We start from the raw sequence: 21,295 nt of genomic DNA on the forward strand, positions 1-21,295 counted from the left end.
GGTTTTAGTTATGTTTTCAATACTTATAATTTATGAAGCTGAAAATCTGGCACTATTGGTTACAGAACTCAAGGCAAGTATACCAGAGCTCGATGTCCAGATCTGGCCAGAAGTTGAGAACCCAGAGAAAATAGAAGCCATATTAACATGGAAGCCTCCTCTAGGAATAATGGAAAAATTTCCCAAGCTTAAGGGAATTATTTCCTTCGGGGCTGGAGTCGAAGAGATTTTACGAGACCCCCATCTTCCCCACAATGTGCCAATTGTTCGTATTGTTGAACCTTATGTGACATCAAGAATGAGTGAATACATCTTGTTAGCTGTTCTTCGTTTTCACAGACAAGCATTTACATATCAAACATTTCAAAAAGCGGGACATTGGGACCCTTTACCTCTACCAGAAACCAGCTCCTGTACTATAGGAATTTTAGGTCTTGGTGTGCTTGGAACAGATGCTGCTGGTAAACTCAAGACTCTTGGTTTCCCGATTCGGGGTTGGAGTCGGACACCAAAGAACATCGATGGTATAGAGTGTTTTCATGGACCAGACCAGTTAAAACTTTGCTTGAGTAAATGTCGAGTGCTGGTGTGTTTACTTCCCTTAACTCCAAAAACAGAAGGGATTCTTAATCGTGAAACATTTTCCGCCATGCCTAAAGGAAGTTATTTGATTAATGTTGCACGAGGGCAACATTTAGTAGAAAAAGATTTATTAGAAGCATTAGATTCAGGTCAACTTTCAGGTGCTTGTCTGGATGTTTTCTCTAGGGAACCTTTGCATGAAAATCATCCATTTTGGTCACACCCTCAAATTACAATAACACCCCATGTAGCAACTCAAACTGATTCTGAGTACTGGACAAAACCGATTGTAGAGGCTATTTGTTGCCTTCGTGATGGTCTTCCTTTGAAGAATGTGGTGAATTGTGAACAAGGTTACTAAGGTTCCCATTATTACTGACGATATGAGGGATCGAGCCGGTCAAGCAAACGGCGATTGGCTTCCCATATCCTGGCGACCTCCTGGTTGTAGAAGGTTGGCTCCTCAAACTGGCGGGCTGTATGTTCACAAATCTCAGGTGATGGCAGGATCGGCTTGGTGCTAGTACCTAGCACATTGACTTGGATCTCGCATGCCTTATTCAGGTTGTACATATAGTAAAGTGCTTCTGCAACGGTTCGACCCACAGTTAAAAGCCCGTGGTTCCGCAGGATTAAACAGTTCTTCTGTCCTAGGGATGCAACCAGGCGATCGCGCTCATCAAGGTCGAGTGAGATCCCCTCATAGTCATGGTAGGCAACACGATTATAGAACTCCATGGAAGCTTGGTTAAGTGGCAACAGACCCTCTTCCATCGCAGCAACCGCCATGCCACTTACAGTATGGGTGTGGGCGATCGCATGAGCATCAGGACAACCTAAATGAATGGCGCTATGGATGGTGAATCCTGCCTGATTTACTTCAGCGTCTGTAGCATCGATTTTGTTACCATTGACATCAACTCGCACTAGATCTGATGCACGGATTTCATCGAACAGCATACCATAGGGATTGATTAGGAATATAGCTGGTTCGGACTGAATGCGTACTGAAATATGGCTATGGATCGTCTCCGTCATCCCGTAGTAGTGAACCAAGCGGTAAGCAGCAGCAAGGTCTTCGCGCAAGTTTTGTTCATCCTGGGAGTAGGACTTGGCTATCGGATTCCTGATGTTAGAGCTTGTTATCTGTACACTCATACTTCCATGTCTTTTGCTTTGTGATCACATCGGTATTCAAAGGAAACAGGACTGCTGTACTACTGGGCTGGGTACAGCAGATGTTTGAAGGAATGAAAATTCAGGCATTCCTTACTTTGGTAAAAAATAGAAACCGATTAACACTGGCTACCATTAAACGAGATCAGCCAGATCTCCTCAGGAAAGTAATAGACGGAGTTTCTGAGCAATGAGTTTAGATATCGTTCCATCTCCGGATGAGAGAGCAAATCTTCCAAGGTAATATTTTTTGATTCAGATAACTGCTCTGCTTCCTTATCCTTGTTAAAGCAGTTAACTGTTGCCTCATTCTTGATGTAATGCTCTAAGGCTGCGTAGTCATCAGCTTTTATGGGCTCTTCATAGAATATCCTATGGACTTGATGCTGAATCCCACATTCACCCAAACTCTCGATCACATCTTCCGCAGAGGTAAATCCTTCGCCTTTTCCATCTTTAAAAATTTGCAGGTATTGCTCGTAGAAATCCACGTAGAAAGATTTACGAGTAGCCAAACCAATAAATCCAACTCCCGTATCATTCAGCAAACTAGCACACTTTTTCAACACAGGTTTCAAGTCTTGGCGTGGAATCATATAAAAGCCGTGCATCGACCACAACAGGTCGTAAGCATTACTTTCCAGCTTTGCTCCTTGAATTGTATTAACATATTGGTTACCTCGCTGGAAAAGAAGAGGAATTTTTTTACTCGCTTGAGACAGTGAACTCCCACAAGGGTCTAAGCAATCGTAGACAACATTATCAATTCCTTGATCAAGTTGGATATAGTGACTAAAAGCTTCCAACCAGCGCCCTGTGCCACAGGCAACATCCAGTAATCTGAGATCAGACGAAGATTTTCCTCGTTGATATTGTGATAAGAAAGTACCCGACCAGTCGAAACGCTGCGCCAACTGCCAATAATCAATTACTGGATCTTGGTCTTCTGGACTTCTTTGTTGAACAGTAACACTGGGAGCTGGCAATACAAAAACCCCAATCGGTTCATTTATAAATGCTTTTCCACTGTCCTCAATCTCAGCCAACCTCCAAAATCCCTGGAGAATCTTGAAAAATTTGGCTTCCTGAAGCTGGCGCAAATCGCATTCCATACAAAATGACATAATTTTGACGCCATTTTCCAAGCCTTGGAGGCATTCCGTCACATCCAGGCGAGCATGGACATGGTGATACTGATGCTGATGAGATTGAGTATCCAGTAAATTTCTAATGTCCTGTGCTGTGAACATCTCATTTTGGTTACCTTTTGCTTCCAGCATATGCTCGCGCTGGATTTGAGGGATACCTGTAGCTGTTTGGTGGACAATTACCACCTGTCCGCCTTCCTTGGTTTGAGTTAGGGCGCTCTGAATTGCTTGGTAAGGCTCGTCAAAGTAGTATAAAACGTGGGTCAACAGAACCAAATCGTACTTCTGTTGGCTTTCAAACTTACCGGGTTCAAAATAGTCATCACGCACCGACACCTCTACATTTTCGCCTAAAGATGCCTGGTCGAGCCGTTCTAGAAAGCGTCCGCGATGGATCGGATTCGGTTCAAGTGCTACATAGTTTAACTGCTTCCACCGTGGATTAAGCCTGGGAATCAGGCTCTGTATGATTTCAAGATCAATATCACCTTCGCCACTGCCAATACTGAGTACCGATAAGGTATCGTCTTGGTGTGAGGGTGAATAACTTCCCTCCAGTAATACTGTTACATTATTGCGGAACCACTCAATGGCAGCAACTGTCATCGTCGAAGCTGCCTTGCGTAACTCATAACTCTCGGCGTAAAACTTATCATCCAGTGGCGGAGCGACAAATTTTTGATGGTGTGGCGAGTGACGCTCACTTGCCGAGGATGTAGGGTTTTCGAGAGATTTATACTGGATTTTCATTGAAAAAAATTATGTGAGGATTAAGACCAAATCAGTCAAAATCACAGAACAACTCTAAGCTATTCTACAATCAGATTTTATTATTTCAAGATTTGGCAACAAAAGTCAAGGGTGTCTGAAATGACGTCAACTTTCAGCCGTCAGCTGTCAGTAAATCATTTATCAATGATTTACTTTATTACAAAAATTAACTGTATTTTATTGATATAATGCTTAATTTGATGGTAAATTTAAACTTTGTTAAATTTAGTTAAATTTTGCAACCAAGAAGGGAGTCAGCAGTGAGGGGAAGGGAAGCTGAGCGCTATTAATAGTTACGAGGCTCCTCCCGGAATGCAGTCAAAGCAGCTGCAGAGGCTTCACTCAGTGTCAGCATAAAGTGGATAATAAAGACAGTCCCCTAGTTGCCTACTAGGGGACATCAGCAAAATATATCTATAATAGAAATTTAACCCATGAGCGAGACACCCATAACAATTACTTACTCCTTAGAGGAAGTCTTAAAAGACATAAACGGGAAGCTAGACAGCCTTCAAAAAGATGTCAATAAGATAAACGAAAGACTAATAAAAGTAGAGACACAAGTAGACGCGACCGCAACGGATATCAAAGAATTAAAAGGTTCAACCAAGGCACAAATTTGGACATTGATCGGCATTTTGTTCACAGCAGTTGGCGCTTTTCTGGTAGCTGTTGGTCGTGTTGTTATTTCAGGTAAACCCTAATCTATTCTCAAAGGATAGATTGGAGCCAGCAGAGGTTACAGCGTTGCTTAATAATGGAATGATTTTAAGAGTGAGGTGGAATAGGCATCTTGCCTGTCCGGCGTACTTTTGGGGCGGGCAGGATGCCCACTCTACTCCTATTCATTCAAAGACTGACGCAACGCCGAGGTTACAGATTTAGATTACGCGATCGCATTTGCCAAAAAACCACTATGCTAGCAGCAGATTGATTACCCTTGCCTTGCCATGACGCCAGAATCTGACCCGTTCACTGAACCCCGTAAAGTCGTGGAAGATACCAATGGGATTGACCTTTGGTCACGCTTTCGGCAGAGCCGACGCTGCGCGAACGCGATCGCTAAATTCTTCCAATTTGATCAACACCAAGCCAAACTTAGTACCGAGATTCTGGCGGGAGTAACCACCTTTGTCACCATGGCATACATTCTGGTGGTCAATCCCGATATTTTGTCTAATGCCATTTTCCTCCAACAACCCAAGGATTTGTTTGGGGAACTAGTGATTGCCACGGGTATTTCAGCTGCTTTGGCAACCCTAGTGATGGGACTCTATGCCAAATATCCATTTGCCCTAGCACCAGGCATGGGTCTCAATGCCTACTTTACCTTTTCAGTAGTGTTGGGTTTAGGCATCGATTGGCGGGTTGCTCTGGCTGCTGTTTTGATTGAAGGACTAATTTTTATAGTGCTGACGGTGACTGGGGTTCGCCGTAAAATTGTGACTGGAATTCCCGAATGTATTAAACAAGCCACCACCACAGGCATTGGTTTATTTATTGCTTATATTGGTCTCAATAGTTCAGGTATCATTGCTCAGTCTCAGGCAACTACCACTACCTTGGGAGAGTTGACTCAGCCAGCCACATTAGTCACCATTGTCGGGATTCTAATTACCTCAGCCTTGATCGCTCGACGCATTACCGGAGCACTGCTGTGGGGTATTATTGCCACCGCATTACTGGCATGGATTTTGGGTATAGCCCCTTGGCCACAAGGAATTGTTGCCTTACCCCAGTGGCCAGGAGATTTACTGGGTCAGGCATTTGTAGGTCTGTCACAGGTAGTTCAGACCAATATCTGGGAACTACTGAGTATCCTATTTGTGCTACTGTTTGTGGATCTGTTTGATACCGTTGGTACCCTAACTGGACTGGGAGTCAAAGCCGGTTATCTCAATCAAAAGGGGCAATTTACCCATGGGTCCCGAGCCTTTATGGCAGATGCAATCGGTACTACTGCTGGGGCAATCTTCGGCACCTCTACCGTAACCACCTATATTGAGTCCGCATCAGGACTATTGGAAGGGGGACGCACTGGCTTGACTGCCGTTGTTACTGCCATTTTATTTGCCTTATCCATAGTTTTCATTCCCTTTCTATCTGCCATTCCCAGCTTCGCCACAGCACCAGCCTTAGTCATGGTTGGAGTGTTGATGATCCCAAGTGTTAGAAAAATCCATTGGGACGATCCAGCCGAGTCAATTCCCTCATTTCTCACCATCTTGATCATGCCTTTAAGTTATTCGATTGCTGATGGCTTAGCTGTCGGTTTAATTACCTTTCCTCTGTTGAAGGCTTTTCAGGGTAAAGTTCACGAAACGACTATTACCATGTGGATTTTAGCAACAGTATTTATCTTAAAGTTTGCCTTAGTAGGAGCTTGACAATCTCTTTTTATATACCATTTTCATTTGACAAGCCATGCCCGATTCCCGATTCCCGATTCCCGATTCCCTACTCCCGATTCCCGATTCCCTACTCCCGATTCCCGATTCCCTACTCCCTACTCCCTACTCCCTGTTCCCTTTGCTATTTAGAGAGTGTCAAACAAATCAGGACGGCGTTCTTTGGTTCTCTGAATTTGCTGCTCTTTACGCCAACGGTCAATTTCCCCATGATGTCCTGATAACAGAACCTCTGGAACCTTCCATCCCCGAAACTCAGCAGGTCTGGTGTACTGAGGATAGTCCAGTAACCCGGCTTCAAAGCTTTCTAATTTAAGGGATTCGGCTTTGCCTACTGTTCCTGGTAGCAACCGGGTGACACCGTTAATCATGGCTAGGGCAGGGATTTCTCCACAGGTTAAGACAAAATCCCCCAGTGATACCTCTCGGGTGACTAAGTGTAATACCCGCTCATCCACACCTTCGTAGTGTCCACAAATTATCACCAGCTGATCATAACCTGTGGCCAATTCTTTGAACAATTGCTGTTTCATGGGTTGCCCCTGGGGAGTCATTAAGATGACATCACGCTGTGGTAAAATGGGTAAAGACTCTACAGCCGCAAAAATCGGCTCTGGTTTCATCAACATTCCTACGCCACCACCGTAGGGTTCATCATCAACTCGTCGATGCTTGTCAGTAGCAAAGTCTCGGGGGTTGATCAGATGCACTTCGGCTATTTGTTTGAGGAGTGCCTTACCAAGCAGCCCTGAACTCAGGGGAGAGGTGAAGAAATCCGGAAACAGAGTGATAATGTCAAATCGCACAAGGAGTTAAGGGGGGTTTGGGGTCTGGAGCTAAGAATCCTGTCAGAAGAGGGTAACATACATAATCAGTGATTATGCATAAATGGTAAGGCTATAATGCGTGAATATCATTAAAAAATCACGGATTCAACGGAAAAATTGCTATAATGTGGCATTTTAACTAAAAAGCACTACTCAAAAGTATTCAACTCACCTCATGCCCATTACTAATATAATGCAGCAGTTAGAATCTCAATTGCAAATAATGAGGATGCCTAAGTCCACTCAACCAGCTATTTTGGTAATCGGCGGCGCTGAAGATAAAGTTCACGGACGAGAGATCCTGCAAACTTTTTTTCGGCGTGCTGGAGGAACTAATGCTCGCCTTGCCATTATCCCTTCAGCCTCCAGAGAACCAAGCGTGATTGGCAGTCGCTATCAACGCATCTTTCAAGACATGGGAGCCGAGGAAATTCGGTTGCTAGATATACGCGATCGCTATCAAGCAGAAAACCAAGACTTACTAGAGTACTTGGAAATCTGTACCGGGGTATTCATGACTGGAGGTGACCAACTACGCTTGTGCGGGCTACTAGCCGATACCCCCTTAATGGAAAAAGTTCGGCAGCGGGTTCATCAGAGCGAGATTACCATAGCTGGGACAAGTGCTGGGGCTGCAGTTATGGGTCATCACATGATTGCTGGTGGTGGTAGTGGTGAGTTTCCTAATCGTTCTTTGGTGGATATAACCATGGGCTTAGGAATCATTCCAGAGGTGATTGTCGATCAACATTTCCACCATCGGAATCGTATGGCACGCCTGATCAGTGCTATTTCGGAACATCCGGAGCGATTGGCCATCGGAATCGATGAAGATACCTGTGCTTTGTTTGAAAAAAATGGTTGGTTAGAAGTGATGGGTAAAGGCACTGTCACAATTATTGATCCCAAGGAAATGTCTTACACCAACCAGCCTAAGATTGGTCATAACGACCCGATCAGTATCCACAATCTGCGAGTGCATGTTCTGTGTCATGGCGATCGCTACCACTTTCACAAGCGTTCGTTATTCGCAGTAGAAAGCTAAACCTTACCTCCTGGACAACAAGCGCAATAACCAGCCCACACTTTTGAGTATGGCTTTACCTGCCCTGTGCCAAGGGATGCAGCGCCTTAATCAGGGGTTTTCCTCATGACTGTAGTTGGGGGAACTCATCTGAGGACTTGCTGGGTGCAATGGATAATTATGGAGAATTTTGAAAAAACTGTTCTGTGTGAACAGTTTTTTTTATCTCCAAGGTTGATAATAATAAGATTATCCCAAATCTAATCACCAGCCTACCGGATCCCCTGATTCCCGGATTGGAGCTAGACTTTTCAAGCGTGCCAATCGTCTCATAATGTGCCAAAGTAGGCGATAAAGGCGAATTTTATTTGATGAATTGCGTCTTTAGGCTTCCTTGCACATTCAGCGAGCATCACCACCGAAGTTTCAGTTGATATGAGAATTCTGAGAATCCAGACTTTACGTGGCCCTAATTATTGGAGTATTGGACATCACAAACTTATTGTCATGCGTCTCGATTTAGAGGAATTGGCAAATACCCCCTCCAACGAGATTCCTGGCTTCTATAAGGGACTAAAGACTGTCCTACCCAGTCTGGAAGAGCATTTCTGTTCCCCTGGTGTCCGGGGGGGATTCCTTGCTCGGGTTGCCAGAGGCACCATGATGGGGCACATCATTGAACACGTTGCCCTAGAACTACAAGATCTGGCAGGCATGGGGGTTGGATTTGGTCGCACTAGGGAAACAGCGACACCAGGAGTCTACCAGGTCATATTTGAGTACATTGATGAGCAGGTGGGTCGTTATGCCGCTAGGGCAGCTGTGCGGCTGTGTCGTAGCATCATTGATAAGCAAACCTATCCCCAAAGTGAATTAGAACAAGACCTGAAAGATTTACAAGAACTGGCTAATAATTCAGCTTTAGGACCAAGCACTCAATCCCTGGTTAAGGAAGCCGAAGCCAGAGAAATTCCCTGGATGCAGCTGAGCGCGAGAGCGATGATTCAACTGGGCTACGGTGTCCACCAAAAGCGGATTCAAGCCACATTGAGTGATTATTCAGGGATTTTAGGGGTTGAGTTGGCTTGTGATAAAGAAGGTACCAAACAAATCCTGAGGGATGCTGGTGTACCGGTTCCCCGGGGGACAACGATTCGATTCCTAGATGAGTTGGAAGGGGCAATTGAGTATGTAGGTGGCTACCCGATTGTGATTAAACCCCTGAATGGGAATCATGGACGAGGCATTACCCTCGATATTAATAGCTGGGAAGAGGCGCAGACTGCCTATAAGACCGCCAAAGAAGTCTCCCGCTCTGTGATTGTGGAGCGCTATTATAAAGGTTTTGACCACCGGATTCTTGTGGTCAATGGCAAGGTAGTAGCGGTAGCAGAGCGTATCCCTGCCCATGTGGTGGGGAATGGTAGGTCTACGATTGAGGAACTGATTGAGCAAACTAACCTTGATCCCCATCGCGGTGAGGGACACGACAATCTCTTGACTAAAATTGTGTTAGACGCTACCAGTGACAGTGTATTGAAGAAGCAAGGGTACAGATTGGACAGTATACCCAGAAAGGGGGAAGTTTGTTACTTGCGGGAAACTGCCAATCTCAGCACTGGGGGTATTGCTGTAGACCACACCGATAACATCCATCCAGAAACTATCTGGCTGGCACAGCGGGTTGCCAAAATTATTGGTCTGGATATTGCTGGAATTGATATTGTCACCTCCGATATCACTAAGCCTTTACGGGAAGCTGATGGGGTGGTGGTTGAGGTGAATGCTGCCCCTGGCTTTAGGATGCATGTTTGTCCTAGTCAAGGTCAGCCCCGGAATGTGGCAGCACCAGTCCTAGATATGCTCTTCCCAAATGGGCAACCTAACCGTATTCCCATCATCGCGATTACAGGTACCAATGGGAAAACCACGACAACCCGCTTAATTGCCCATATCTATCGCCAAACTGGACAGGTTGTGGGCTATACCACTACAGATGGCATCTACATTGATGAATATATGGTGGAAAAAGGTGATACCACTGGACCCCAAAGTGCTCAGGTAATTCTCAGAGACCCTACAGTTGAGGTGGCAGTCCTCGAAACTGCCCGGGGCGGTATCCTGCGTTCTGGCTTGGCCTTTGACAAATGTGATATTGGGGTGGTTTTAAATGTCTCCGCTGACCACTTGGGAATTGGAGACATCGACACCATTGAACAGATGGCCAAGGTGAAGAGTGTTGTGGCGGAAGTGGTGAGTCCGAAGGGCTATGCTATCCTCAATGCTGATGACCCCCTAGTCAGAGCAATGGCAGAAAAGGTAAAGGGTCAAGTGGCTTATTTCTCGATGAACTCAGAGAATGAGTTGGTCAAAAATCACACTAGTGGTGGTGGTCTGGCGGCGGTTTACGAAAATGGTTATTTATCTATCATCAAAGGGGATTGGACCCTGCGGATTGAGCAGGCAGTTAATGTGCCAGTGACAATTGGGGGACGGGCACCTTTTATGATTGCTAATGCTCTAGCTGCGAGTCTCGCTGCCTTTGCTCAAGGAGTCTCGATTGAGGCCATTCGAAAGGCATTGACCACATTTCGGGCTTCTGTAGACCAGACACCCGGACGAATGAATTTGTTCAATCTTGGCAGTTATCATGCTCTAGTGGATTATGCCCACAATGCAGCTAGTTACGAGGCATTGGGTAGTTTTGTGCGCAACTGGCCGGGAGAGCGCTTTGGGGTTGTGGGTGGTCCTGGGGATCGCCGGGATGAAGACTTTATTGAATTAGGACGACTCTCAGCAAAAATCTTTGACAGGATTATTATCAAAGAAGATGATGACTTAAGAGGACGTCCCAGTGGTGATGCAGCTGAGTTAATTCGTAAGGGCATACGAGAGGAAAATCGCGAGTCCAACTATGAGATTATCCTCAACGAAACAGAGGCAATTGATAGGGGTTTGGATAAAGTGGCTGATGGTGGTTTAGTGGTGATTCTGCCAGAAAGTGTCAGTCGTGCGATCAAACTCATTGAGGCTCGTCATCCCTTGCCGGATAATGGCCTTAAGGCAACCAGTGCTGACACCGAAGATGAGTTGAAGCCATCGGTGGTCAATTAAGTTGCGGTTGGTATTGGTTGAATGGTATTGGTTGAATGTTTAAAGTTGAAGGTTAAAGGTTGAAGGTTAAAGGTTGAAGGTTATTGGCCTTGCCTTAGGGTAGGTTGAAGGATGACGGTTGTTTGCGATCGCATTGAGGTGCTGGGCTACAGAAGATTGAGTGAAGGTGATCCCTAGATGGGATTAGCCCAAAGTATAAAACGCGATGTTCCTTCAGAACATCGCGTTTTATACAGCCATGGGATCGAACCTTGATGTGGGTGGTATGACTTCTTTAACAGCAAATGGCTACTAGTGGTTAATTTGTGTTCTCTACCATTTCTAGTGGAGATGTCAATATATTATAGCGTTTCTCAATTGGGTCAGGTACTTCGTCCTAGGTTTCACAGAGTAGTGAGTAGGGAGTAGGGAATGGCCCATGGAAAAATTGAATGTACCTCATAACTATGAGAAACGCTATAGATTACATCCATTGTGCAAAAATGGATAAAATATGCATATTTTATCTCATCTTTATCAAAGCTTTATATAGTTAAAGGTTTAGTGAGTTTTCCGTGAAATTTATAAATTTTCTCTGAGTTAGATATAAAATTTGATTGGATATAAGTAAGCCATCAATACCAAAAGTTTATAAAACTCCTAACTAATTACTTAAATCCAGCTTCAAACTATCTGTCTTCGATAGGTCAGTTCATGGTTCTCGCGTGAGTCTTGGGGTCTAGATGGGCTAATTAATTGACTTGATATGCTTGATTTTTAGATGAACTGACCGGTTAATGAATAAACCAATAACCAATAAAATTACGATTTACTAGCTTTGACTAATAAGGTTTTTACTCGCTACTAACAGAGGCATTTTTGTGATTTTTTTTGGAATCTGTAACTGTCAACATATTGAAAGTTTACTGCATAACTTTTGGTGTTTGGCCTGATCAGTCTATAGATACTTCCTGCATCAGCTATCAGCACTCAGCCTTCAGCTAATGCACTAATTGCTTAATGCTTACCACTAGGGTAGTCATGGCAGTTAGTAATCGGTTGCTCAGAAATACACAAGTTCTACTTAATTCAAACGTTAGAGGTAATAGCAATGACTGGGTTAAAATCTACTAATTACGGTTTAGACTACGACGAGCAACTTGACTCTGGATTATATTTAGTAACTCCTCGTGATGACGATTATTCAGAAGGAAATCTTGGTTATGATACTCTGACCGGATGGCGTAATGATGTTTTAGTACGAGTAGACTCTGATTACTTCAATGGTGGAGCAAGAGACTATAAACGGTTAACTATTGACGGTGACTACAAAATTTTTGTTGAGGGTAACAGTTCGGAAACACTTAGCAATGTTTTGCCAGAAGACATAGAGGATGTTGTTGATGTTCAAGTTAATACCTTAGATCCAGCCACAGAGCAAGAAAATGGATTATCAAATTTAGCATCAGCAGCAGAGTCAACTTCTGAAGAATTAGAATTGTTAGGACAAGAGGATACAAACACCACTCTAACCGTAGAGGATCAGCAAATTGGAATACAGCTATCAGCAGGAACTAATCCAAATCCTTCATTAAATGGAGTTTTCGGTGATGATGACAGAACTAGGGTAACAAATACGACCAGCAATCCTTGGACTAAAGTAGGTTTGATCACAGCTAGGTTTGGGGATGAGTGGTTTGGTTCATCTGGGGTGATGATTGGTCCTCACCATTTTCTAACCTCAGCTCATGGTATCTTCAACAGCACTCGTTCTGACTCTGCAGGAAATGGTGGCTATGCAGACGAAATATCCATATATCTCGGTCAAGATGGTCAAGAAAAATATTATGGTCAAGTGGGTGTAACCTCTTTTCATACGGTGAACGGTTATACAGCAGATAATGATGGTGATGGAATTATTGCTGATGCTGACGATGATGAAAATCACTGGAATTATGATTGGGCGGTCTTAACCCTCGATCGCAATATTGGTAATTACACTGGTTGGATGGGATGGCAATGGAATTCGGATCTTAGTTGGTATAACGACTTAAATGTCAATATAACTGGGTATCCTAAAAACACAATCAACAGTGAGGGAATTGTTGAAAATAATTGGCAAGGTAGTTTTGCTGGAATAGATCATTCTGCGGAAATGTATACAATTTCTGGTACTATTAATTCTGCTAATAACTATCAGATTAAACACCATCTTGATGCTACTGGAGGCAATAGTGGTGGTCCAGTATGGCGTTCTGAAGGTAGCTCAGAATATGTTATTGGTCTGACAAGAGCCATTGTTTCTGATCGGAATGAAGCTATTCGCTTACAGAAATACATGACCGATTTGATAGAGGATTGGAAGACAAACGATCCTAATCCAGTAGATAAACCTGATCTTGTGGATTATGATCAATGGTTTGGTACTGACTTTGAATACCTTTCATCTAACTCGATTAAACCAGGAGATAACTTAACTGCACGTTTTGTAACTCGTAACAACGGTACAGCAGCATCAGGAAACTTCGAAGTCAATTTCTATGCATCTACAGACAATGACGTTACTAACTCCAGCGGTTCTCACTGGTTCCTTGGTAGCGATACAATAAGCTCCTTAGATCCTTTCAATTGGGATTACGCAACATGGAGTGGTTCTTTTCCTAACCTCAACCCTGGTTCCTACTACATCATTGGGTTTATTGATCCTAGCACGTCTATTGATGAGTTTGATGACAGCGCTGCTAGCAATCAAGTGGTCTTTGACTCAATACTTCAAGTTCAATCTTTATTTTAGTAAGCATTCAGCTAATGCGCTACGCGCACGCTACGCGAACAGCTATCAGCTAATGGGTAGGTCCCAGGGTCGTTCGCACAGCGTGGCCAAACGCGCCCCGCGTGGCCTTTTGGCCAAGGCCAAAGCCTGTGCCACAAAGCTGACCGCTGACTGCTGACCACTGACCGCTGACTACTTAAATATCAGCTTTTCAAGGCAGCCAATCTTGATCTAATAATTGTTCGAGAGCATAGGGACAGTCTTCAGGAAATTGAATCATCATAGCGGTTTTTTTTCTGACATATTTTAAGGCTTTTTTATAAACTTTGGCTTGATTTTCTTGTAAATGATTGCGGAGGTTTTGAGTTAAATACTCCTCAAGTTGGGTTCTAAAGCTCATAATTTCCGCTTGCCAATGGTTCGCGTTATAGTCATATTGCTCTTGCCAATAGTTCAGGAGTAATAAATGTCGGATAATTTGTTCTAAAAAACTTTCAACTGTTAATTTATCTCGACGACTCAATCCTTCTAATTCCTCAATTAAATGCTCTATGTCGAGATTTCCTAGTCGTTTTTCTTTTAGGAGTTTCAGAGTTTCTAATAACCATTTTTCATTATCAACATCATACAGAGAATATAGATCACTTGTTTTAGTCATAGCTGTTCTCAAGCTAGTAAGGAGTTTTTGGGTTTTAGGGAACAGGGAACAGGGAACAGGGAGCAGGGAGCAGGGAGCAGGGAGCAGGGAGCAGGGAGCAGGGAGCAGTAAAGTCAAAAGAGGGAAGAAGTAAAAAAATATTTGTACCTCATTAGGCTAAAAACAGCTATACTTATTTTGTTACCTTCCATTAGCGTCTTTAGATTGTCCAATTAGAGGATATCTGAAAAGTTTTTTGATACTGAATTTTGCCCCCCTAGCCCCCCAACTTTGGGGGAAGAGTCAATTTGCTTCTAAAAGTCCCCCGACCGAGGGATTGCTCGCTCGGGGGACCAACGGGGGCTTGGATGTAGCAAATGAGACTTCTCAGACAACCTCTTAGATTATCGATGTAGCTATCCCAAGACATTTTCTTGAGTTTCCTTGAAAATTTTACTTCTTAGGAAATTATACAATATTTTAACTTCCCATCCTGGGAGGGGTTAGGGGTGGGTTACTATTATAAATGAACTGCTCCCTGCTCCCGATTCCCGATTCCCGATTCCCGATTCCCGATTCCCGATTCCCGATTCCCGATTCCCGATTCCATTTAACTTTCATACATTTCTAACGGCAATCCATCTGGGTCTTGAAAAAACGTAAATCGCTTCCCAGTATGCTCATCAATTCTAATCCTTTCTACATCCACACCCTTGGATTTGAGATAATTCACCGACGCTTGAATATCATCTACTTGAAATGCTAAATGTCTCAATCCGCAAGCTTCAGGACGACTAACTCGTTCAGGAGGATTAGGAAAGGAAAATAACTCAATCCTATCCCCATCACCCACTTGTAAATCCAATTTATAAGAATTTCTAGCAGCTCGGAAGGTTTCTTCAATAATCGAAAACCCTAAAATATCCACATAAAACTGTTTCGATTTTTCATAATATGAGCAAATAATCGCTACATGGTGAAATCCTTTAGTCTTCATAAAAATAATCGGAAATTAAGTAAGAGATGAATAATTTTAAATCAAGAAAGCTCATCCCCCATAGTATAGAACCAGATTCAACCAACTTTTGAGGATTTTGCTAGACTGGCAGATATAAAACCCATCATCAAAAGGATATATATCCAAAGGATAAGGAAATTATATATGCCCCCAACCCTACTTCTATCCAAAGAACTACCTACTCTGGAATACCAATCCACATCCTCAAGCTTTGATGAAAGCTGGAGAGCTCCCCTTTCCACCCTCCTGGGATTAGGACGAGCAGCTGGTGCTGATTTCATTGAGTTTTTCCTAGAACGGGTCAACTACATCAGCTGTCTTGCTGAAGATGATGCCATTACTAGCATTTCTCCCCGCCTTTCCTCTGGTGCTGGTATCCGAGTGTTTCGGGGTAAGTCAGATTGCTATGTTAGCACTAATGACCTATCCTTTTCGGGGCTAAAAGCGGCTTTGGAGAAAGCCCTGTCTATTCAAGGGCTGGAATTACCTACCCCTAATGCCTTTATCCCAGAAACTAACCTGGAACTGTTGCGGGATTACGCTACTGCTAAAGGCAAAGACACTTGGCTATCCGGTTGCAGTTCCATGGCAGAAATGGGAGAAGTACTCCTGGATGCCAATGGGGCACTCCAGCGCAAGGCTAGCCATGTCCAATCCCGACGGGCTATTTATTTCCGGGATTGGCAGGAAGTTCTGGTAGCAGCTAGTGATGGCACCTTTGCCAGAGATATTCGTTTAACTCAGTCTGTGGGATATAACCTACTATGTGCTGATGGCGACCATCGCTCTTCGATTGGCAAGCGTGCTGGTAGTACCGGTAACCCAGAGTTTCTAAGAGCCTGGGATTATAATGGTACTGCTGAGGAAGTTGCTGAATCTGCTGGTAAGATGCTCTATGCGGATTACGTAGAGTCTGGAACTTACCCGATTATCATGGCCAATTCCTTTGGTGGGGTAATTTTCCATGAAGCCTGTGGACATCTGTTGGAAACGACCCAGATTGAGCGGAAAACTACTCCGTTTGCTGACAAAAAAGGCGAGAAGATTGCTAACGAAAGCCTTACTGCCTGGGATGAAGGGTTATCTGACAATGCCTTTGGAACCATTGATATGGATGATGAGGGCATGCCAGCCCAAAGAACTCTGTTGATAGAAAATGGCATACTGAAGAATTTTATCGCCGACCGGGCAGGGTCTCAGCTGACTGGACACCCCAGAACAGGTAGTGGCCGCCGTCAGAATTATGCCTATGCTGCTGCTTCACGGATGCGCAATACCTACATTGCTCCTGGTGATTACGAGGTAGAGGATTTATTTGCGTCTATCGATAAAGGTATTTACTGCAAGCGGATGGGCGGTGGTAGTGTTGGTGCTACTGGGGAATTTAACTTTGGTGTCGATGAAGCCTATTTGATTGAAAATGGCAAAGTCACTAAACCCCTGAAAGGGGCAATTCTGATTGGGGAAGCTAAGGAAATTATGAATAAGATTTCCATGTGTTCCAAAGACTTAGGATTAGCCGCTGGTTTCTGTGGTTCCATTAGCGGCAGTGTTTATGTCACCGTCGGTCAGCCTCATATCAAGGTAGATTCGATTACGGTTGGTGGACGGTAAGTTACCCCAGCAGCCAGGCTTTGGGACTAGTGTTAGACTATCATCTCCGGTTAAAGACTTATCGTAAGCATTCAGCTAATGCGCTACGCGCACGCTGCGCGAACAGTCATCAGCCGTCAGTTAATCAACGGTCGGTAGTAAACCAGCTGGGGGGTGCTGGTACGGCTGGTTGAAAATCCCTGCTCTTTTTACTGATCCGACCCCGTGCAGTTAAAGCGCCTGCTAGCACCTCAAGTAGCGTGCGCGTAGCGCTAATCGCTGTTCGCTGATAGCTGATAGCTGATAGCTTACATCCGAAGCGATTAACCGGATTTGATATCATCGCTCTTTTTTTTGTTAATCCAATATTCACATTCTAAGATAAGATGACCAAGATTAATGAGATAGCTGATTCGGCGATTGCGATCGCAAAACGCCTGGGAATTGAAAAATTCGATATTTATGGCTCTGCAGTGGATGAAGCTGGTGTTCAAGTAGACCAGGGTGAGCCAAAACAGGTTGAGGCATCTAATCGCTCTGGTGTAACTGTACGGGTTTGGAATCAAGACCAGAAAGTAGGCATTACTTCAACTACCGATACCAACCCAACTGGGTTGGAACTAGCCTTAAAAACCGCTTATGAGGCGAGTAGTTTTGGGGTGAAGGAAAACGCCCCAGACTTTAGCCCTGAGTCAACAGTATCGATTCCAGAGATTCCCAATAATCAAGTGCCTCAACAGCCAGTATCTAAATTAGTAGAAACCCTACTGGATTCAGAGAAAAAGTTACTGGACGCTCACTCAGCTATTGCCGGAGTTCCTTACAATGGACTATCTCAACGGGATGTTGAGCGCTTTTATCTCAATAGTGATGGGGCATTGCGCCAGCAAGCTAGCTCCTCGGCTTCCATTTATCTTTATACCAAAACTGAGGAAGAAGGGAAAAAGCCCCGTAGTGCTGGTGCCTATAAGATTAGTCAAGGTTTGGAAACTCTGGATATTCAGACTTGTCTGCAAGAAGCTGCTGAGAAAACCATCAGTCACTTGAACTATGAGAAAGTTAAGTCCGGAAAATATCGGGTAGTGTTCTCTCCCGAAGCTTTCCTGAGTCTACTGAATGCTTTTTCTAATTTATTTAATGCTCAGAATATTCTAGACAAGCAAAGCCTCTCGACTCCAGAGTCTCTAGGTACTCCAATTGCTTCTCCTTTGCTTTCTGTCTGTGATGATGAGCTACATCCAAAGAATGTGGCACCGGTCTATTTTGATGGAGAAGGAACACCTACTCGTCGAGTACCGATAATTACAGAAGGGGTGTTAAGCAATTTTCTGCACAGTGCTGGCAGCGCCAAACGCCTGAATGCTAAACCAACAGGTCATGCCAATATGGGGGCAAAAGTTACAGTTAGCCCTAATTTCTATCATGTTTTTCCTGGTCAATCTGCTGAACAAGAATACAGCTTGGAGCAAGCCGAAAATGTGATTTGGATTGATGAGGTGAATGCGCTTCATGCGGGAGTTAAAGCACTCGAAGGTTCCTTTTCTCTACCCTTTGATGGTTGGATGGTGAATAAAGGAGAATTAACTAGTATTGATTCCGCAACCGTAGCCGGAGATTTTCGGGAACTGCTGAAATCCATTATTTATGTGGAAAAAGAGCCTGAGTTTACCTCTGGTGGAGTGTGTCCAAAAATCTGGGTTGATGGTTTGTCCATTACTGGGGATTAAGGGTTTAATGTTAAAAGGTTGTTCGCGTAGCGTGGCCGAAAGGCCAAGGTTATTTGGTTGAAGGTTGAAGGTTGAAGGTTGAAGGTTAAGAGGTTGTTCGCGTAGCGTGGCCTTTTGGCCAAGGTTGAAGGTTAAGAGGTTGTTCGCGTAGCGTGGCCTTTTGGCCAAGGTTGAAGGTTGAAGGTTGACGGTTAAGAGGTTGACGGTTGACGGTTGATTGATAAAACTGAAAAATTAGTAACTTTTTTAAGCATTCAGCTGATAGCTGAATGCTTATTTTTTTAGATTAACTCCCCGGCTAACCTGTCGCGCATTTAAATTGGTTATTATATCATGTCAGGATAATTACCCTTAATAAAAATCTCCCTATCTCCCTATCTCCCCATCTCCCCATCTCCCCATCTCCCCATCTCCCCATCTCCCCATCTCCCTATCTCCCCATCTCCCCATCTCCCCATCTCCCCATCTCCCCATCTCCCCATCTCCCCACCCTCTCCTTAATTATGGGTATTCAAGCAGACTTGATATTACCTATTCCCAGATCCGCTGTTCCCTACAGCTTACCACTCTACATATAAAATATTATCCATCCACGGCAGCTTAACAACTCGTATGCTCCAAGGAATTCTATCTAGTAAAATATCGTAAGTTTCACGTTCAACCTGTAGCAGCCAACTACCATCACGAACTCTCACCATACCGTTTCTCTGCAAAAAAGCTGTTCTAAATCCTTCTATTGATGTATTTTTCAAAATAGACCAATTTTGAATCACAGCATATAATAAGTTTTCACATTCTGCTCGTTCTTGTGGGGTGATTTCTAAATTGGTGTCTATAGGTTCTAATAAATCTATACCGCATAGTATTTTATTAAGAGGTAAACTGTGTTCTGGTATTTCTGTTGAGTTATCAACTAAATACTGGAGTAAAAGGGCTGCTCGTTCAGCAGATATGGTATTAATAAAAATCTTATCTTGTACCAATCCTATTTTGACAAAGAAGCGAGTCAGAAATGGCCATAGCAAAATTAATCCTGCATTATAAATATAGATTTCATCAGAGTCACTAAAAGTATTGACAACATCTGGAAATCTGGTTTGATTAGACTTGAGTTCTTGTTGGATGTTGAGTTTAAGAGTTTGAATACTTTTCTGTAGTTGTTTGAAGCGTGTAATCAGGTCTGATGACCTTTGGACTTGGGCAGGATTATTGATTTCATTTAGTAATATTTCTATTTCAGTCTTAAGTTGATTAATTTGCTGTTTATGTTGGGGTAAGATCTGGCTATTGAAATCAAGGTGTTGCAATTCCCTTAATAGGTGTTCCAGTTGTTCCCTTTCTTTAATAAACTGTGTCTCTTGGCTAGGGATTTGGATTCTATCTAAGATTTCTGGAAGTCGGCTTTTAAATCCTTTTCCTTGTCTGACTAGATGCTCTATCTTAGCAACAATATTCTTTAAAAACTCAGGATAGTTAATCCGATTACTAGTGGCAATATGTAATAAATTGTCTTGGACTAATTTGAGTTTATCTAGTTTAGTCTTACTATCTGAAGAGAGGCTGAACAATAGTCCTTGCCATATCTCCAATCTCAATTTGGCTGCCGGAATATTTCTCGTCTGCTCTAGCTGTTCCAAGACAGGTTTGATGTCTGTATTATAGTCGGCAATAAACGGGACTGAATCCCCAGTAAACAATCTGGCTATTTTGAGAAGTATTGAATCGGAAAATTGGTAAATAAGGCGCTGCAATTGCTTGGAATTTTTTAGGCTTTGCTGAACAATATATTTTACCTGATTTGGGGAATTGGTGATCAGGCGATCGCAATATTGTTCTAGTTGTTGTTTACTTAAGTTTTCGGAGAGTATACCTGTTTGAATAAAGTTGCTAAAAATCTCTAGTTGTGAAGCTCTTTCTTCTGCTCTAATCAACTGTGTATCTTGGCTGGGGATTTGGATTCTATCTAAGATTTCTGTCAGTTGACTTTTAAATCCTTTTCCTTCTCTGACTAGATGCTCTATCTTAGCAACAATATTCTTTAAAAACTCAGGATAGTTAATCCGATTACTGCTGGCAATATGTAATAAATTGTCTTCGATTAACTTGAACTTATCTACTTGAGTCTTACTCTCTGAGGAGATACTGAAAAGTATTCCTTGCCATCTCTCCAATCTCAATTTGGCTTCCGGAATATTTCTGGTCTGCTCTAGCTGTTCCAAGACAGGTTTGATGTCTGTATTATAGTCGGCAATAAACGGGACTGAATCCCCAGTCAACAATCCGGCTATTTTGAGAAGTATTGAATCCGAAAATTGGTAAATAAGCCGCTGCAATTGCTTGGAATTTTTTAGGCTTTGCTGAACAATATATTTTACCTGATTTGGGGAATTGGTGATCAGGCGATCGCAATATTGTTCTAGTTGTTGTTTACTTAAGTTTTCGGAGAGTATACCTGTTTGAATAAAGTTGCTAAAAATCTCTAGTTGTGAAGCTCTTTCTTCTGCTCTAATCAACTGTG

General features: G+C 43.3%; 18 protein-coding genes. 10 read left to right on the plus strand and 8 right to left on the minus strand.

Annotated elements, in window-relative coordinates:
- Positions 1 to 10 precede the first annotated feature (10 nt).
- Positions 11 to 943 (plus strand): glyoxylate/hydroxypyruvate reductase A, encoded by a 933-nt coding sequence (locus F6K57_RS17035; RefSeq protein WP_293069445.1) that lies wholly within the window; start codon positions 11 to 13, stop codon positions 941 to 943.
- Positions 944 to 954: 11 nt separating this feature from the next.
- Here F6K57_RS17035 and F6K57_RS17040 read toward each other — a convergent pair whose 3' ends face one another.
- Complete coding sequence (locus tag F6K57_RS17040; protein WP_075905080.1) at positions 955 to 1,740, minus strand: class II aldolase/adducin family protein; 786 nt, start codon at positions 1,738 to 1,740, stop codon at positions 955 to 957.
- A gap of 137 nt (positions 1,741 to 1,877) precedes the next feature.
- The gene (locus F6K57_RS17045; protein ID WP_081431408.1) at positions 1,878 to 3,656 is read right to left on the minus strand and encodes a class I SAM-dependent methyltransferase; all 1,779 of its coding nucleotides are present in this window, start codon (positions 3,654 to 3,656) and stop codon (positions 1,878 to 1,880) included.
- Positions 3,657 to 4,111: 455 nt separating this feature from the next.
- Here F6K57_RS17045 and F6K57_RS17050 point away from each other — a divergent pair, with 455 nt between their 5' ends.
- The 4 genes from F6K57_RS17050 (at position 4,112) to F6K57_RS17065 (ending at position 6,217) form a co-directional block, all read left to right on the plus strand.
- On the plus strand, positions 4,112 to 4,381 hold the full coding sequence (locus F6K57_RS17050; RefSeq protein WP_293069449.1) for a hemolysin XhlA family protein: 270 nt from the start codon (positions 4,112 to 4,114) through the stop codon (positions 4,379 to 4,381).
- A gap of 89 nt (positions 4,382 to 4,470) precedes the next feature.
- Positions 4,471 to 4,611, plus strand: a complete 141-nt coding sequence (locus tag F6K57_RS17055) for a hypothetical protein (RefSeq protein ID WP_293044154.1) — start codon at positions 4,471 to 4,473, stop codon at positions 4,609 to 4,611.
- A 16-nt stretch (positions 4,612 to 4,627) separates the two neighbouring features.
- Entirely contained in the window at positions 4,628 to 6,064 is a 1,437-nt protein-coding gene (locus F6K57_RS17060; protein ID WP_293069451.1) for an NCS2 family permease, read from the plus strand.
- A 27-nt stretch (positions 6,065 to 6,091) separates the two neighbouring features.
- Complete coding sequence (locus F6K57_RS17065; RefSeq protein ID WP_293022830.1) at positions 6,092 to 6,217, plus strand: hypothetical protein; 126 nt, start codon at positions 6,092 to 6,094, stop codon at positions 6,215 to 6,217.
- On the opposite strand, the gene trmD is transcribed toward F6K57_RS17065, so the two are convergent.
- Positions 6,214 to 6,891 carry a tRNA (guanosine(37)-N1)-methyltransferase TrmD gene (gene trmD / locus F6K57_RS17070; RefSeq protein WP_293044634.1) on the minus strand — a complete coding sequence of 226 codons (678 nt, stop codon included), beginning with the start codon at positions 6,889 to 6,891 and terminating at the stop codon, positions 6,214 to 6,216. The two genes, F6K57_RS17065 and trmD, sit on opposite strands and share 4 nt — an antisense overlap.
- A gap of 214 nt (positions 6,892 to 7,105) precedes the next feature.
- Here trmD and F6K57_RS17075 point away from each other — a divergent pair, with 214 nt between their 5' ends.
- From F6K57_RS17075 to F6K57_RS17085, 3 genes are all read left to right on the plus strand, one after another.
- A complete protein-coding gene (locus F6K57_RS17075) occupies positions 7,106 to 7,957 on the plus strand; it encodes a cyanophycinase (protein ID WP_364303277.1) in 852 nt (283 codons plus the stop codon).
- Between the two features lie 414 nt (positions 7,958 to 8,371).
- A complete protein-coding gene (cphA, locus tag F6K57_RS17080; RefSeq protein WP_293069456.1) occupies positions 8,372 to 11,050 on the plus strand; it encodes a cyanophycin synthetase in 2,679 nt (892 codons plus the stop codon).
- Between the two features lie 1,090 nt (positions 11,051 to 12,140).
- Entirely contained in the window at positions 12,141 to 13,823 is a 1,683-nt protein-coding gene (locus F6K57_RS17085) for a CARDB domain-containing protein (RefSeq protein WP_293069457.1), read from the plus strand.
- A gap of 190 nt (positions 13,824 to 14,013) precedes the next feature.
- Here F6K57_RS17085 and F6K57_RS17090 read toward each other — a convergent pair whose 3' ends face one another.
- Entirely contained in the window at positions 14,014 to 14,577 is a 564-nt protein-coding gene (locus F6K57_RS17090) for a DUF29 domain-containing protein (RefSeq protein WP_293069459.1), read from the minus strand.
- Between the two features lie 472 nt (positions 14,578 to 15,049).
- Positions 15,050 to 15,436: a VOC family protein gene (locus F6K57_RS17095; RefSeq protein WP_293069461.1), complete on the minus strand. Its 387-nt coding sequence runs from the start codon at positions 15,434 to 15,436 to the stop codon at positions 15,050 to 15,052.
- Between the two features lie 165 nt (positions 15,437 to 15,601).
- On the opposite strand from F6K57_RS17095, the gene F6K57_RS17100 reads away from it, so the two are divergent.
- Entirely contained in the window at positions 15,602 to 17,071 is a 1,470-nt protein-coding gene (locus tag F6K57_RS17100) for a TldD/PmbA family protein (protein WP_293022807.1), read from the plus strand.
- A gap of 124 nt (positions 17,072 to 17,195) precedes the next feature.
- On the opposite strand, the gene F6K57_RS17105 is transcribed toward F6K57_RS17100, so the two are convergent.
- Positions 17,196 to 17,393, minus strand: a complete 198-nt coding sequence (locus F6K57_RS17105) for a hypothetical protein (protein WP_293069463.1) — start codon at positions 17,391 to 17,393, stop codon at positions 17,196 to 17,198.
- 43 nt (positions 17,394 to 17,436) lie between these two features.
- On the opposite strand from F6K57_RS17105, the gene F6K57_RS17110 reads away from it, so the two are divergent.
- Positions 17,437 to 18,777: a TldD/PmbA family protein gene (locus F6K57_RS17110; RefSeq protein WP_293061412.1), complete on the plus strand. Its 1,341-nt coding sequence runs from the start codon at positions 17,437 to 17,439 to the stop codon at positions 18,775 to 18,777.
- Here the strand turns inward: F6K57_RS17110 and F6K57_RS17115 are convergent.
- Positions 18,774 to 18,899 (minus strand): hypothetical protein, encoded by a 126-nt coding sequence (locus F6K57_RS17115; protein ID WP_293069465.1) that lies wholly within the window; start codon positions 18,897 to 18,899, stop codon positions 18,774 to 18,776. The two genes, F6K57_RS17110 and F6K57_RS17115, sit on opposite strands and share 4 nt — an antisense overlap.
- A 438-nt stretch (positions 18,900 to 19,337) precedes the next feature.
- The coding region (locus tag F6K57_RS17120) for a contractile injection system tape measure protein (RefSeq protein ID WP_293069467.1) at positions 19,338 to 21,295 on the minus strand (1,958 nt) is incomplete at its 5' end.

This window comes from Moorena sp. SIO4A5 (assembly GCF_010672005.1).
In the GTDB taxonomy this organism is placed as follows: Bacteria; Cyanobacteriota; Cyanobacteriia; order Cyanobacteriales; family Coleofasciculaceae; genus Moorena.